A 16,480-nucleotide genomic window follows, 5' to 3' on the forward strand; every position below is an offset into this window, starting at 1 on the left:
GACTATATTGATATAGCTGATGCAAGTTATGCAATGCTTCATAATGTATTTGAGAATGAAAGAAATGGACTTGATGAGCTTTATTAAAAATGAACTAAATTATAAAAATACTTAGAATAAATTTTTATCTACATAATAAATTTTAATAAACCCCAAACAGCACATAATAAATTAATAATATTATAAATACAATAACAATAAAATATCCAAACTAAAATTTCAAACATAAAAGGATAACCAATGAAATTTCTAGCTATAACACTCTTACTTCTAACAAGTATATTTTTAATAGCTTGCTCAGCTAATCAAGCAAACAAAAAGATAAGTAACTCCGAACTAGAAAACTTAGCTAAACAATATGGTGGAGTATATATATTTGATGAGAAATTTGAGAAAGAGATAGAGAGACAAGAACAAATAAGAGATAGTAAAAGAAAAGAAATTTTAGAGAGAATAAAGACAATACCTAATAAAAATGAAAGAAATAAAAAAATGAGAGAAATTTTAAAAACAGAGTTTTACGATAATCCAAAAATGGATCAAACCCTCTCAAATGGTAAAAAATATTATACTAGTTGGCTAGATTATGAAAGAGATACTGGTAAAAAAGCAGAAATTCCTGAAAAGTATATAAATAAAATAAAAGAGCTTATGGGTAGTGATAATTATAAGAAGTCACCAAATAGACCAATATTAGTAGGCTTCTATGAAGATAATAACCAAATAGTACCTATTGAATTATCAATGTCTTATACATACTATAAAACCAAATATGGACTATTTGGAGATGAAGGAATGGGAATTAGATTTAAAGATGAAGAGAGAATTTTTATACCAGGTGGAAACAAATTCATTCTAATAAACAACAAATTCATAAAAGCAAATAAGGACAAGTAAGTGCAAACTAAAAAATCAAATAAAGAGCTAATAAATTGCTTTAAAGACTATATTGATATAGCTGATGCAAGTTATGCAATGCTTCATAATGTATTTGAGAATGAAAGAAATGGACTTGATGAGCTTTATGATAAATTTGGTAAAGATAATATCCCTGAAAATATCGTAAATTCTTATAGAGAAGACGAAAAGAAAAAGCCTATTTGGAGATATGCGGATGATATTACTTTAGGTGATAAGATTGACAAAAATAATGAAACAGATACATCACAAGCAAATAATAGAAATTTTGGTGAACCTACTGCTTATGCCCTTTGCATAGAAGCTAGATTTATGTCAGATAAATTTATAAAAGATCCCAATGGTGAAGAAAATGAAAAACCAAAAAAATTAGAAAATAATGTTAAAAGATTTATTACAACTCCAACTGATAAAAATGGTAATAAAGCTAATCCTAAAATTTTCTACGCCCCTGAATCCCTCTCCCCTCGCACAAAACTCTTTGTCAATCGCTATGAGCTAGTAAAGCACATACCTAATCAAAAATCAGGTTTTAGCTCAACTATATTTTATGATACGCTTAAGTCAAACTATATCATAGGCTTTAGAGGAACAGAGATGAAAATAAATGATCTCTTAGATGATGCTTTTATGGCCATCACATCAAGAGCGCTTATGCAAATATCTGCTTTAAAATCACTTCAATCCTCTATGCAAGAAGCTATAAATTCTCATAGTCAAAACTTAAGTGGTTTAGATAATGAAGGTGGTAATTCTTTAAATTTAGATAACAATACCAAAGACATCATTTTATCAGGTCACTCATTAGGAGGTCATCTAGCTCAAATATATGCAGTAACTTTCAAAGATAGCGGAGTAAAAGAACTTTATACTTATAACGCTCCAGGAATTTATGGTGGCATATTAGCTTCAGCTTTTACTTGGAGCTTAAGGCTTCTCAGCTTTGTAGCCAAAGCCATAGCAAAAGGTGCAAGATGGATAGCAAGAGTCATAGACAAAGATGGCTTTATAGGAAAGATGGTAGGCTCAGTCTTTAATAAGATAAAAGGTATGTTTGGCTTTAAAGATGATAAGAGCAGCGTAGATGAATATGTAGATGTAGTTAAAAATAATGAACAAGCTCAAAAGACTCTTGCAGATAAAAAGGTGAGCTCCAATATAAATAAAGCTAGCAAAGAAAAAGATATAGACATAGAGATACATCACGTAGAGAGCGTTAAACAAAGTATCAATAGAGATGAAGATAGCTTTTCAAAAGATGTAGCTGTTTTGATAGAACCTACCTTTTCAGTCATATCTGATCTAGGCTATAAGCTAGGCATAGATACAACTGGCGAAGTAAAGTATGAAAATACTGAGAATAGACACTTGGTTAATATATTAATTAGATCTCACTTTTTAAAAGAGAGTGTTTTGGTTTTATATATGTTGTGCTATCTCTTGGAAAACAAAGAAAATGAAGCCAAAATAGAAGGTAAAGATATAGCTGAAGCACTTGATTATCTAAATGAATATATCCAGACGCTTAAATTTAAACTAAAATGCATAAGATCGAAGTTAAATTTGGATGTAAATATAGATGATATAAGTGATGCTTCTATGCTAGATACGCCTTTATATATTTTTTATGCTTATTTAAATCTCTTTTACGAATATGGCAAATTTAGTGATGAAAATTTTAAGCAAGATATGGTCGGGTATATAATAGAAAATTTAGGCAGCAACATAGATAAAAATAGCAACAAAGAGGCACATCTAGTAAAGATACTAGATATAGATGACCTAGATAAACTAGATGCGACAAAGATAGTAAGTGATGCTAGAGCTGGCGATATAGATATGCTAGTGGCTATTTGTGCTTTGAATTTATTTGTATTTGAAAAAAAGATAGATGTAAATGAGCTTGGTAAATACTTCTCTTATAATAAAAACATCTATAAAAATATAACGATACTACGAGATAATAGAGTAGATATAGCAGAGGCTAGCATCTTTGTAAAAGATAGAATAGATATGCTAAAGAGCATAATAAATCTAAAATATGCGGATCTAGCAAAGCTAAAAGAAAATGAAAATTTTTTAGCTAGCATAGACTCTAAGGACATAAGCTCTAGCGATGAAGCCATAGTAATAGCTAATAATAAATCCGCTCAAAATAATGATGATGTAGCTTACAATAATAAAGTAGCAACCGATGATATAAAAGCTCTTATGAATGAGAGCGTGGGAAGTATCTTTTATAAAAACAACGATACCCTTAGTGTAAATGCAGTAGATAAAAGTATAGTCGATGTTGAGGTATTAAAGGAGATATTTAAGCTAGATAGCAAAAATATGAATCAAAGAATATATCTAAACTCTGCTCTTTTGTCTAAAGCCAATGAAGAGGAGGATTATCCACTTTATTTTAAAGACGAAAAATATAATAGTGATGAGAATATGCCTCTAAATTTTACTCATCAGCCAAGAGATGAGGATAAAGATATAGGAAGGCTAAATGTTGCTTATAGAAATTCTCAAGCAAATATATTAAATTATTCACTATTAAATAAGAGTCTAAATATCGATCTAAAACCAATGAGCAAAAAGACTAAAGAGGCTCTTTCAAATTTAAATCAAAGGCAAAATTTACAAAAAGATAATCAATCTAAAGAAATTTCATCCACTGCGACTTCATGCCCTGTCATAGAAGACGACACTATCATTTGCCCACATGGTGGTCATGTGATCTTAAAAAGTAGAGCGGGCAGGAGTATAAGATCAGACGATCAAGGCGTGATACTTGATGTTGATTTTATAAACTCACCAATAGTAGGCTGCTCTGCTAGGACTCCATGCGTCATAGTAGCTTATGTACCAAGATCAGCACTTAGTCTAAAAAGCATGAATGATCACTACGCTGTAATGCAAGATCTAGTGCCAAACTGCCTAAGCAACACCGGCTCTTCGCTAAGGTGCATAAAAAAAGAGAATAAACTAAAACTAGAGCATAGTTTAAGTAACCCTATGTTTGAGAATAATAACCTTGCCGTACAAAATCCAAATTTAAATAAGCCATTGATCAGACTTCATATAAAAGCTTTTGCTTCCCAAATAGATAATCTTTTGGTAACTACCTATTATCTATTTGATAAAAAATTTGAAGATAAAAATGGCTTTGGCAAGATCAAACTCAATTTAGATGAGGGAAGAGACGTAGAGGATAAGAATTTAAAGACTCTTTTAGCGGATAATTATGACGATAAGCGTTACGACATCAAAGAATTTAAACTAAGATATGGAGTGGATAAACTGAATTTGATATTTGTAGTTCCAAAGAATTTTAGCTCTCTTGATAAAGAGAACTACAAAAAGGCAAATAGCCCGGAAAGCGGGGTAGGCTTTTTTGCCAGTTTAGATGAATTTAATAGTTCTAATATAGAAAAGAATAGACGTACTTACACTTATGTTTTTATGTCTCCAACTGGAGCTAAAAGCATAGAGCTTGAGATAGCTAAAGGGCTAGATAGTGGCTATACAAATGACATAAACACAACTAGCTTTGTAATGCTTGTTAGTTGATAAATTTAAAGAGAGGGATCGTTCTTGAGATTAGATAATACAAAAATTATTAGAAGCATAGAAGACTTGCTTGACGCATTTGATGTTTTTGCTGATAAATATCAAAACATAACATTTTATTGTCGCGATTTAAACCATTTTCATGATACCAATATATTAAATGGAGATGCTTTATATAACAAGACAATCGCGAGGCTATACAATCACAAGAAAGCCAATAAAAATGTGCTTATAAAAACATATAAGTATTTAGAAAAGTCAAATTTATTTAAAAGCGAAAAAGCTGTTAACACAACCAATAAGATAGCAATCAAAGATATTGATATAGATGTAGAGGTTCTTAGTAAAGAACAAGATGTAATAGCAGAATTCGTAAAAGAGCTAATAGAACTTGCAAATAATGGTAGAAGCAAAGACAATAAGATTAAAAATTTTGACGATGCATCTAGCCAGTTGGTATCTAACTATAAAAATATAGAGACAAATTTTGAGGCTATATTAGATAAACTAAAAAATTCGCTAATCAACAAAACCAATACAATACTAAGTCGTGAAAATTTTGATAAAAGAGATGAAACCGTAAAGGCCATAGAAGAGAGCTTTAAAAATATAAAAGAAAATCTCAAAAAAGCTTCAGATGATGGCAATAAATATATTTTAAAAGAGATCACAAAATTTCTAATCAATCTTGTCGACATAAGCGATATAAAAGGATCGTTTAAGCCGCTAGCTTTATTGCTGGCAGCTCCAGAGGCGATAACTACTACTACAAATATAATTGACTTTTTAAACAAAAGAGGCTTTTACGCGTTTTCTGGTCCAGCCGCTAGCTTGCTAGCTACTAAATTTGGCTTTATACTAGGTCTATTAAACACAGTGTCATTTAATAATATATTGGTTTTTACAAATAACGATCAAAAAAGTGGAAAATTTATAGATTTTTCATGCTTTGATATAACAGCCACTAAAGCCAAGAGCAATTATGATGAGTATATTGGTATTTGTTCTGATTTTATTTTAGAGGGCGATGAGCAAAGCTTATTTGACGCTAGAGTAAGCAAAAATGAAAATGTAGATAAGTCTAAAAATATATCTATATGTAAAAACGACAAGAACAATAACGAAGAGAGCTTACTTAAAAGGATAGAAGAGTGCGTGATCGCAAATAGAGCAAATTTTGTCTATATGCAATATCCATTTTTTAACTCTTTCAAATTTGCAAATCTCCTAAAAGACAAATCCCTAACAACAAAAGATAATACTCACAATACAAATAATAGTAGCGGCATCTCTAAAAACTATCTTGTCGTCTCAAACGCCCCCATGAAACTAAACGCAAAGCTAAACGAGCACCTTATACAAAACATCTTAAGCTATAAGATAGAAGATAGTATAAACAGAGTTAGCGGTAAAAAGATAGTTGATCCCAAAAATGTAGGCAATGTAAAAGACTATAGTCAGTACTCTATACAAATAGGTGCCAAAAACAATGAAGACCTTTATCTTTTAAGCTTAAGTCCTTTTACGAGAGTTATTAACTCTAGGCTTGCAAAATTTGAAAAGGATATAGAGGAGTATAACTCATATATGAAAGGTGTCAAAAATTTTCATGGAGGTGACGCAAAATCAGTAGAGGTTTTAAACACCACTTTTAACGCAAAATACAAAAAATTTAATGAGGCAAATTTATATCTAGGTCGCATAAATAGACACTTTAAAAACGCCAAAGATATGGAAGAGATAGTTAATAATGAAGAGGAATTTTTAAAAGCCAATATAAAGGAATTTGAAATTTTCTTTTCAGGCTTAAATTCAAACTTGAAACATGATAAAGTGGCTTATTTTTTAAACCAATACTTTAAAATGCCTAATGAAGGGATGGAGAGTTTTGAAGCAATAGCTGATGAATCTTACAATCAAGCTTCTATAAGGACACATTATTACTACCCTGCTACAAAAATATTTCTTCTAGTGATGGGCTATTATGTCATAAGGCAGATATTTGATAGCTCTATTATTGAGCAAAAAGGATTAAAATTTTCATATCTTTCATCAAACTATGAGACACTAGAGATATTTGGTGAAACACTTAATGTTCTTTACGAAAACACATATTATATACAAGAAAATAATGCTATTGTGCCTATTTACTTCTTCAAGCAAACAAAAGAAGCAAAAAAAGAACAAGATGCTATCTGCATAGAAGAGATAGTAGAAAAAATAGAGCAAAGCCATGTAAGAAATGGTGAAAATATACTAGACGATGACTCCTATAATGAGCTAAAAGAGCTTCTTAAAAATTCTACCGGCATAGACGGAGAAAGCATAGATGATAAGAATTTTGAAAAGTATATTAAACAGATAGATGATGATGAGTATAAATATACTATAGATATATCTTTAACATCAACATTAGATGATGCCCTATATGATATATTTCCATTTTATGGCTTTTTCATAGACAAGTCTGACGATATAATGAAAAAAGTAATTGACGCTGTGTTCTCAGGTGGTAAAGGCAATATCTTTAAGAATATTTTTATGGAGCTAATAGGAGAACTAAAAGTATTTAGTATGCTAGGCGAAGCGCCAGTTGCAAAACTAGTTCACGAAAACAATAAAAAAGCCTTGAAAAAAATCAAACAAACAGCATTTGCTGGAGTGGTCAAAGTAAAAGGCAACCAACTTCTCTATATATATGTAGATAACAAAAAAAAATCCAAACACAGCATAAAAAAAACAAAACAATGGATAGATGAATTTGAAGTAGGCATAAATGTAAAAAGACAAATAGCTATAAGTGCTGGTAAAAATTTTTTAAAAAATAGCTTAAAAACTTATGCAGAAACTTTAATACAAGCTGGATTTGGCTTTTTAGTAGATAGTTTTTTCATCAACAACTACGAACAACAAAAAAGATCTTATGAACTAATACTTCATAAGTATTTCACAAATAAATTTAATGATACCTATGCTGTTAAGAATATATCTTATGAACCTTATTCAAATAAAACAAGTGAATATACCTACTATCCTATAGAGATATACTCATCTTTTATAAATATAGATCTAAAAAGAACTATCATAGGAGGAAGACTATCTAGTGGAGGACTAGACTATCATAACTTCTTCTACTATGATATAAATACCACTACAAACAAACTAGACTCTAATCTATCTAAAGATATAAGCCTAGATACTATGATATCTTATCTATGTCTAGATGAGCTAAGAACAGATAATAAAACTGATGAAGAGTTCTTTAATAACCTTAATAAAAGAAATAAAAAACTAGCATATTCACCAAAAGAGCTTATGCTACAAGGAGTTAAAACATTGCTAACAATAAGTCCATCAAACTCAATAGATATAAAACAAAGAGATGAAATTTATGAGATGTATAAAGCAAATAAAAGCACCTCAAAACAAGCCCTGCCAATAGACAAATACAACGAAGCTATGGAGATACTAGAAGACTTTAAAAATGGAAATTTAAATACCAATGTATGTGAAGTAGATAATAAATCAAGAAGACTACTAAAGGCATTAGATGTGATAGGCAATAATAATGTAAAGGGTATGTATGTGGGGTGTAAAGCGTCTAAAGAGAAAGAAAGAAACAAAGATGAAATCCCGCCACGCCTAATCGGTCGCCTAGCTACTACCATAATAATGGAAGATGGTCTATATATAGGATAAGATATGAAAAAGATAATATTTATAACTTTAGCTATTTTAGCAGTCATAGTAGTAGCAGTAATAAGCAAAGGAAAATTACAAGATAAAGGAAATTTAATGGATAACACCAACACATATACGGTTATGGCTCACAACGGCAGAGAGGTAAAATTTGATAAAGAGACACATTTGATTGTTTATGATGGTAAAAAATCAGACAATACAAACAATGATCTTTCCTCTAGGCTAGTTCTCGACTCCCGCTCCATCCTAGACTCATCCCCATATAAAGACTATAAACCACTATACTATAACCCTAAACCAAATTCTCTAGGTCAAACAGACTATCTATCATTTAAACCATGGTTAGATATTAGCTATAAACCAAGCTCTACTAAAATTTCACCTTGGACTAAAACAGAAAAAGCCTACTATGAAAGCTTAAAAGATAAAAGAGATAGATATATCTATCTAGTAAAAAGAAGCAATCTAAAATGCACTATGATAGATATCCCAGAAGATGCTATAGGTAGAGTAGATAGCAATGGCAAACTAACAAAGCCTGAGTATGCTGAAATTTATGATGAAGTAGATAGAAATAAAAATACACTTAAATCAGAACTCTTTATAGGAGAGTGGGGAATTTGTGCTGGAGTATTAGGAGATAGTGAATCACTAGGCAATGGAAATGAAGGTGGATTTAAAGCAAGAGAATTTCAAGCAGTATTTTTAGCAGCCCAACTAGGAGAAGTAGAAGCATTACATGTATTAGCAGATTGCTTTAAATACTATACATATACAGTTGGAGTAAATAAAAATTTAGACACCTACACGAAAATTCTTAAACTATATAAAAATCCACCACTAGATGAATATGGCATGATGCCTTATCTTGATGAGATAGTAGGAAGCTATTTCGTGATGGATTTTAATAGGGGTGGGGTGGCAGCAATGCCAGATAATTCTTTATATAAAGACCTAAGAGAGCTTGTAGAAGATAAAGGAAAACTACTAGACCCTAGAGATCTAGATGCCAATGAGACTACAAGGGAAGAATTTATGACATATGTAAAAAGCGAACTTCCTAAATTTCAAGATAGACTAGAGCTTCCGGGTTTCCCTAAAGATTGGGACGAGAGAACCCTTTCTCTTTTTATCGACTCCACCCTTCTAGAATCTAAAATAATGTCTCTAACCCCACCAGAGGGATATCCTAATGCACCATACTATAACACACCAGAAGAGCTAATAAGACTATATGAGGCTGGTAAATTAGACAAAAAGCTAAATCCTCTAATGCCAGTAATGTATAGAGATAGTTTTCCTGAAGATTTGAGAGCCAAGATATTATCTTATGCTAAAGAGCATAATATAAAGGATTAGGAATAAATTTAACATCTATAGCTCTGCATAGAGCCTCCTATGAAAAACTCGAAGAAAACTATAAAGAGATAATGCATACAAGATATACATATAAATTTAATGAAGCTTACGCACTAAATAATATCTCATATAAACCTATGTCTATAAAAGAAGCTTATGATAAAAATAGTACAAATAGCTATTGCTACTATCCAGTAATGATCTATCAAAACTATATAAGTCTAAATTTAAATAGACTATTTCTAGGAGCTAATATAAGTAGTGGAGGATTAGACTATAACTCATTTATCTACTATGATATAAACAATAAACAAAGCAAACTCTCACATAACCTTGCTTCAAAACTAGCACTAAATAACCTAAGTGCTTATCTATGCTTAGATGAGCTAAGAGGAGCTGGCAATGGGATAGATGCAAACTACTTTAAATATGCTAGGAGTAGATATGCTAACTCTGATGTCTACATAAGAGCACTAGATATAGATGTAAAGGAAGAGAGGGAAATTTATATGGTATATAAAGGAAATACTCTGCAGACTGAAAGCGATGAAGTTAAACACGCCATAGATGCTTATCAAGATGCAGTTGAGATAGTTAATGTATTTAAAAAAGTATTTTTAACACAGATGATAAAAATAGCCACTCTAACCTATCAAGATATCTAGTAGAAGCTCTTGATACTATAGGAAACAATAACATAAAGGGTATATATGTGGGGTGTAAAAAGGCAAATACCGATAGTGATCGTACAATCCCTCCTCGCCTAGTAGGTCGTCTAGCCACCACCATAGTTATGGAAGATGGTCTTTACATAGGATAATAGATGAAAAAGATTGTATTTGCAGCTTTAGCTATCTTAGTAATAGCTATATCACTAATAGTAGTAAATAAAAGAATAAATAAAGGAAATTTAATGGATAACAATAATACATATACGGTTATAGCACTTAACGGTAGAGAGGTAAAATTTGATAAAAAGACAAATTTAATAGTTGCAAAGCATGATAGTAATAGACAACTAGCTCCAGATCTTGCAGCCAAATTAGTCCTTGACTCCCGCTCCATCCTAGACTCATCTCCATATAAAAACTATAAACCACTATACTATAACCCTAAACCAAACTCTTTAGGTCAAACAGACTATCTATCATTTAAACCTTGGCTAGATATTAGCTATAAACCAAGCTCAAATAAACTATCACCTTGGACTAAATCAGAAAAAGCATATTATGAAAGTTTAAAAGATAAAAGAGATAGATATATCTATCTAGTAAAAAGAAGTAATCTAAAATGTACTATGATAGATATCCCAGATGATGCCATAGCTAGAGTAGATAGTAAAGGCAAACTAACTAAACCTGAATATGCTGAAATTTATAATGAAATAAATGCTAATAGAAAAACTCTAAAATCAGAACTATTTGCAGCAGAGTGGAATATATGTGCTGGAGTATTAGGAAATACAGCTGGATTTTCAAGGGGGGTTGGATTAGGTTATGCAGGATTTAAAGCAAGAGCATATCAATCAATGTTTCTATCAGCTCAGCTTGGTAAAAAAGAAGCTTTAGTGGGACTAGCAGACTTGTTTGAATACTCTACCTATCTAGTAGGTCTAGACAAAAATTTACAAATGGCTAAAGAATTTAGAAAAGTAGCCAGCAATCCTCCACTAGATGAATATGGTATGATGCCTTATCTTGATGAGATAGTGGGAAACTATTTCGTGATGGATTTTAATAGGGGTGGGATAGCGCAAAACACTTCTGGTTCAATGCATAGACACTTAAGAAAATTAGTAGAAGACGAAGGCAAATTACTAGACCCTAGAGACCTTGATGCAAACGAGACTACAAGAGAAGAATTTGCGAACTACGTAAATAAAGAAATAAAATTCTACCAAGATAAATTTGATGAATATGCTTTTCCAAACACATGGGATGATCGTGACTTAAGTCTCTACATCGACTCCACCCTCCTAGAAGCTAAAATAATGTCTCTAACCCCACCTGAGGGCTATCCTAATGCACCATACTATAACACTCCAGAAGAGCTAATAAGACTATATGAAGCTGGTAAATTAGATAAAAAGCTAAATCCTCTAATACCAGTAATGTATAGAGAAAGCTTTCCTGAAGATCTTAGGCAAAAGATATTAAGCTATGCTAAAGAGCATAATATAAAGGATTAAATAATAAATTTAATATCTATGGTTCTAAACGGAGCCAAATATAAATATATTAAGCCACTACAATCAAGGACATAGGCATCTCTATGATAACCGGCCTAATAGAACTTTATAAAACCTAATATGAAAAACTAGAAGAAAATTATAAAGAGATAATGCACGTAGGCAATATGTTTGTCGCACTATTAACTTAAAAAAATAAATTAATTTTAGGAGATAATTAGACTTTTTTATAAGAAAAATCGCAAATAGCGATCTATACAAATCTTGATAAAGAATTTCAATATATTTTAATATCAAAATGAGCTAAATTTTGAAAAAATTAAAGCGTATTTTTAAACTTGCTTTTAACTTTTTTGTTATAATATCCCATCAAAAATAAAAAGGATATTTTTTATCCTAATTAAGGTTTTAAATTTGAGAGTATATTTAGACAATAACGCTACAACAATGGTTGATCCTGAAGCTTTTGAGCTTATGAAGCCATATTTTTGTGAAAAATACGGCAATCCAAACTCGCTTCATAAATTTGGCTCTGAAACACATCCAGCTTTAAGAACAGCGCTAGATCAACTCTACACCGGACTAAACGCAAAAGATAGCGATGATATCGTTGTTACTTCATGCGCGACTGAGAGCAACAACTGGGTAGTAAAAGGTATCTACTTTGACAAAATAGCAACTGGCGAGAAAAAGCGTATCGTAACAACCGCAGTTGAGCATCCAGCTATTTTGGCAACTTGTAAATTTTTAGAAAAATATGGCGTAGAGCTTACTGTTTTAGATGTGAATAACGATGGTATAGTCACGCCAGAACAGCTAAGAGCTGTAATGGATGAGAATGTAGCACTTGTTTCTATAATGAGTGCAAATAACGAAACTGGCATGATCTTTCCTGTAAAAGAGCTTGCCAGTATCGCTCATGAATATGGGGCTTTATTTCATACGGATGCCGTTCAAGCAGTTGGCAAGATAAAGGTAAATGTCCAAGACCTTGACGTTGATTTTTTAAGCTTTTCTGCGCATAAATTTCACGGACCAAAGGGTGTTGGGGCACTATTTATAAAAAATAGTATGCCACTAAGTAGCTTGCTTCATGGCGGCGAGCACATGGGCGGACGCAGAAGTGGCACACTCGATGTTCCTGGCATCATCGGCATGGGTAAAGCACTTGAACTGGCAAATAAATTTATGGATTATGAGCACTCTCATGTTCGCCGTTTGCGTGATAAGCTTGAAGATGCAATTTTGCAAATTCCTGACGTTAGCGTCGTTGGTAAAAAAGAGCAACGTGTGCCAAATACCATTTTGGCTTCTATAAAAGGCGTTGAAGGCGAAGCTATGCTTTGGGACCTAAACAAAGCTGGCATCGCAGCTTCAACTGGCTCAGCATGTGCAAGTGAAACATTAGAGAGTAACCCAATAATGGAGGCCATAGGGGCAGATAAAGAGCTGGCTCACACAGCACTTAGACTATCTCTTTCTAGATTTAATACAGAAGAAGAGATTGATTATGCTATCGAGCACATAACAAAAGCGGTAAATAGACTAAGAGGTATCTCTAGTACATTTGCCTACGCCCCAGAATGGCATAAGAGCGGATTATAAAATTTAAAGGAAAATAATATGGCAAAGAATAATTTGATCGGAGGCTCTATCTGGGATGAGTATTCTAAGGTAGTGCAAGATAGGATGAATAATCCTAAATTTATGGGAGAGATAACCGAAGAAGATGCTAAAAAGGCAAATGCAAAGCTTATTGTGGCCGACTTTGGTGCAGAAAGCTGCGGTGATGCGGTTAGACTATACTGGCTTGTTGATGAAAAGACAGACAAAATAATAGATGCTAAATTTAAAAGCTTTGGCTGTGGCACAGCGATAGCTAGCTCTGATACGATGGCTGAGCTTTGTATCGGCAAAACAGTTGATGAAGCAGTCAAGATCACAAACCTTGATGTCGAAAAGGCTATGCGCGACAATCCGGAAACGCCAGCAGTTCCACCCCAAAAGATGCACTGCTCAGTTATGGCGTATGATGTTATAAAAGCAGCAGCTGCAAGCTATAAAGGCATAGACCCAGAGCATTTTGAAGATGAGATCATCGTTTGCGAGTGCGCTAGGGTAAGCCTTGGTACGATTAAAGAAGTGATAAGACTAAATGACCTTCACACAGTAGAGGAGATCACGCAATACACCAAAGCTGGTGCATTTTGCAAGTCTTGTGTAAAGCCTGGTGGCCATGAAAAAAGAGAATATTATTTGGTGGATATTTTGCGTGATACTAGGGCCGAGATGGAGCGTGAGAAGATCGAAGCTCAAGCAAATGCCCAAGCAAATCACACTTTAGGTGACATTAGCTTTGAAAATATGACGATGGTAGGGCAGTTAAAAGCAGTCGAGTCTGTCATAGATAAAGAAATTCGCCCAATGCTTGAGATGGATGGTGGAAATTTAGAAATTTTAGATATCAGAAATGATAACGGAGAAAATACTGATATTTATATCCGCTATCTTGGTGCTTGCTCAGGCTGTGCAAGTGGCTCAACTGGCACTCTTTATGCGATTGAAAATATCTTGCAAGAGAGCTTAAGCCCAAAAATTAGGGTAATGCCTATTTGATTTTATCAACTAGCCCTTGTGGGCTAGTTTTTATTCTCTTAAGAATTTTAAAATTTCACTTCTAATTTGGCTCAAATCACCCACAATTTTTTTTTCAAACTGCGAGCGATTAAAGGTTCGCTGACGTTTTGCTAACTGAGACGTATGCGTAGTTATGAGCTCTTCAAGCTCGTTTTGAGAAATTTCTTTATCTAAAAATTGCTTGCACTCTTTTAAACCTATTGATTTTAGGGGTTTTGGCTCACTTTTGTATTTATTAAACAAAAATTTCGCCTCATCTACGAGCCCAGCTTCAAGCATGCCTTTTGTTCTCTTTTTGATACGTTCTCTAAGCTCATCTTTATCCCATAAAATTTCAAATATCGCTAGCTCTTTTATGATGCTCTCTTTAGTATTTTCTCTTAGCCAAATACTTGGGATTTGGCTACTAAATTTATAAATTTGATACCACTTTTCGAGGCGATAAGAGTCATTTTGGCTAAATTTACTTGCAAACTTAGGATCGATTTTTACAGCTAGCTCATAAATTTCTTCATTGCTTAAATTTATCTCACATTTTGGCACATTTGGTGCAAGTCCACTAAGCATTGATTTTAGATAAAAGCCGCTGCCTCCTGTAATGATGAGTGGGCAGTCTTGTGAGCGCGCAAAATTCTTTGCATTTTTATAAATTTCAAAAAATGCTCCAACGCTAAATTCTTCATCAGGATAAATTTCATTTACACCAAAGTGCTTTATGGCTTCAAGCTGCTCTTTATTTGGCTTTGCGCTGGCGATATCTATCTCTTTATAAAGTGCAAGCGAATCAAGACTTAAGATGACGCCATTAAGCTCCTTTGCAAGCTCAAATGCAAGATCGCTCTTGCCACTTGCCGTGGTGCCAATTATTGCAAATTCTTTAAACAAGTCTAGCCCTCGTAAAACGAGCTAAAGAGTAAAATTTCATCATTTTCCTCGTTATTTTTGTCATCTTTTATAAGACCAGCCAAAACACCAGCAAAATACGGAGCAAAGCTAAGTTCATTTAGCCCATAAGCTTGGTTATAGATCAAGTTGCTATATATGTTATCGCGTCCAAGAGCTGGCTTATCGTTTGAGCTAAGAAGTACGTAGTTTGCCCTAAAACTAGGCTCTTTTAGCTCACTTATGCCAAGGTGTGTTTTTAGCTCGTTTAAAAATGCATTGATCTTTTCTGTTTTAACAAGCGTATCGATAGCACCCACTTGTAAATTTGTGATGATCGTAACGCCATTTTTGGTTGGGTAAATTTTGGCAAACATATCGTTTAAAATGATTGGTTTTTTAGGTATTTGTCCCTCGCTTAACGCAAGATCGATCGTGTAGAATTTCGCCAAAATGGCATTTAAATTTGTCCCAAGTTTGCTTGATAGATCCAGACTTTTTGTAGCTATGACAAAGCTATCTGCCTCGTATTCGCCGCTCGTGCCGACAGCCTTTTGCACGCTTTGACCCTGCGTTTTTAACTCATAAATATCATCATTTATAAATTTCACTCCAAGACTGCTTAGCTCATTTATGAGCACTTTTCTTAACTCGTTGGCGTCTATGCTTGCGTTTTTAGCTAAATTTATAGCCCCTTTTATATTCTTATTTATTAGGCCAAAATTTACAAGCTCACTATCAATGTTTAAAATCTCTTGCTCGCTATCAGCGATCCTTGTCTCATCAAGCCTCTTTTTAAAGCTTTCGTCCTGACTAAAGATGAGATATACACCATTATCAGTAAAATTTATCTGAGGATATTTTTCATTTAGGTTCTTTAAAATTTCAAAACTTTTTTGTCCAAATTTTGAAAACAAAACTCTCATTTTTTTGTCGTGAGCTTTTGTTGATTTGAGTGTAAAATTCGCCATCCACGCTCTAAAATTTTCATTTAAGCAAAGGCTTATGTCAAGCTCACTTTTTTTACTAACTAGCCCCATAAATGAGCTAGATATCGCTCCATCTTTTGCAATAGGCGATGTATTAAATGGGGTTAAAATTCCGCTTGCAAAGTCATCTTTTTGGCTATTAATAACTAAAATTTCCTCGCCCTTTTTAGCTAGCTCAAGCGCCGTAAACAACGCACTAAAACTATCTCCGATAATTGCTATTTTGCTCATCATAACCCTTCAT

The 16,480-nt window shown here is 33.1% G+C and carries 10 protein-coding genes; 8 read left to right on the plus strand and 2 right to left on the minus strand.

Translation table 11 applies throughout. The annotated features are described in order from the left end of the window. Window positions 1-240 precede the first annotated feature (240 nt). The 8 genes from F3G75_RS08355 (at window position 241) to F3G75_RS08390 (ending at window position 14,344) form a co-directional block, all read left to right on the plus strand. Window positions 241-897: a tRNA 2-selenouridine synthase gene (locus F3G75_RS08355; RefSeq protein ID WP_149717225.1), complete on the plus strand. Its 657-nt coding sequence runs from the start codon at window positions 241-243 to the stop codon at window positions 895-897. Then, a complete protein-coding gene (locus F3G75_RS08360) occupies window positions 898-4,479 on the plus strand; it encodes an Mbeg1-like protein (protein ID WP_149721900.1) in 3,582 nt (1,193 codons plus the stop codon). A gap of 24 nt (window positions 4,480-4,503) precedes the next feature. Continuing rightward, window positions 4,504-8,178, plus strand: coding sequence for a hypothetical protein (locus F3G75_RS09345; RefSeq protein ID WP_188115412.1), 3,675 nt, complete (start codon window positions 4,504-4,506; stop codon window positions 8,176-8,178). A gap of 3 nt (window positions 8,179-8,181) precedes the next feature. Beyond that, entirely contained in the window at window positions 8,182-9,540 is a 1,359-nt protein-coding gene (locus tag F3G75_RS08370) for a thioredoxin reductase (RefSeq protein WP_149717226.1), read from the plus strand. A 71-nt stretch (window positions 9,541-9,611) separates the two neighbouring features. Then, window positions 9,612-10,205 carry a hypothetical protein gene (locus F3G75_RS08375; RefSeq protein ID WP_149717227.1) on the plus strand — a complete coding sequence of 198 codons (594 nt, stop codon included), beginning with the start codon at window positions 9,612-9,614 and terminating at the stop codon, window positions 10,203-10,205. A gap of 158 nt (window positions 10,206-10,363) precedes the next feature. Continuing rightward, the gene (locus tag F3G75_RS08380; protein WP_149717228.1) at window positions 10,364-11,728 is read left to right on the plus strand and encodes a thioredoxin reductase; all 1,365 of its coding nucleotides are present in this window, start codon (window positions 10,364-10,366) and stop codon (window positions 11,726-11,728) included. A gap of 414 nt (window positions 11,729-12,142) precedes the next feature. Beyond that, window positions 12,143-13,333 (plus strand): NifS family cysteine desulfurase, encoded by a 1,191-nt coding sequence (locus F3G75_RS08385; protein WP_149717229.1) that lies wholly within the window; start codon window positions 12,143-12,145, stop codon window positions 13,331-13,333. Between the two features lie 18 nt (window positions 13,334-13,351). Next, on the plus strand, window positions 13,352-14,344 hold the full coding sequence (locus tag F3G75_RS08390) for an iron-sulfur cluster assembly scaffold protein (RefSeq protein WP_149717230.1): 993 nt from the start codon (window positions 13,352-13,354) through the stop codon (window positions 14,342-14,344). Between the two features lie 30 nt (window positions 14,345-14,374). Here F3G75_RS08390 and miaA read toward each other — a convergent pair whose 3' ends face one another. Together miaA and F3G75_RS08400 are read right to left on the minus strand one after the other, a co-directional pair. After that, window positions 14,375-15,250, minus strand: coding sequence for a tRNA (adenosine(37)-N6)-dimethylallyltransferase MiaA (gene miaA, locus F3G75_RS08395; RefSeq protein ID WP_149717231.1), 876 nt, complete (start codon window positions 15,248-15,250; stop codon window positions 14,375-14,377). A 2-nt stretch (window positions 15,251-15,252) separates the two neighbouring features. Further along, complete coding sequence (locus tag F3G75_RS08400; protein WP_149717232.1) at window positions 15,253-16,467, minus strand: FAD-dependent oxidoreductase; 1,215 nt, start codon at window positions 16,465-16,467, stop codon at window positions 15,253-15,255. Window positions 16,468-16,480: the final 13 nt, after the last annotated feature.

It is taken from the genome of Campylobacter concisus (assembly GCF_902460705.1).
In the GTDB taxonomy this organism is placed as follows: Bacteria; Campylobacterota; Campylobacteria; order Campylobacterales; family Campylobacteraceae; genus Campylobacter_A; species Campylobacter_A concisus_Z.

Coding starts and splice junctions, on each gene's coding strand:
- F3G75_RS08355 (WP_149717225.1), top strand. CDS start 241: ATGAAATTTCTAGCTATAACACTCTTACTTCTAACAAGTATATTTTTA.
- F3G75_RS08370 (WP_149717226.1), top strand. CDS start 8,182: ATGAAAAAGATAATATTTATAACTTTAGCTATTTTAGCAGTCATAGTA.
- F3G75_RS08375 (WP_149717227.1), top strand. CDS start 9,612: ATGCATACAAGATATACATATAAATTTAATGAAGCTTACGCACTAAAT.
- F3G75_RS08380 (WP_149717228.1), top strand. CDS start 10,364: ATGAAAAAGATTGTATTTGCAGCTTTAGCTATCTTAGTAATAGCTATA.
- F3G75_RS08390 (WP_149717230.1), top strand. CDS start 13,352: ATGGCAAAGAATAATTTGATCGGAGGCTCTATCTGGGATGAGTATTCT.
- F3G75_RS08400 (WP_149717232.1), bottom strand. CDS start 16,467: ATGAGCAAAATAGCAATTATCGGAGATAGTTTTAGTGCGTTGTTTACG.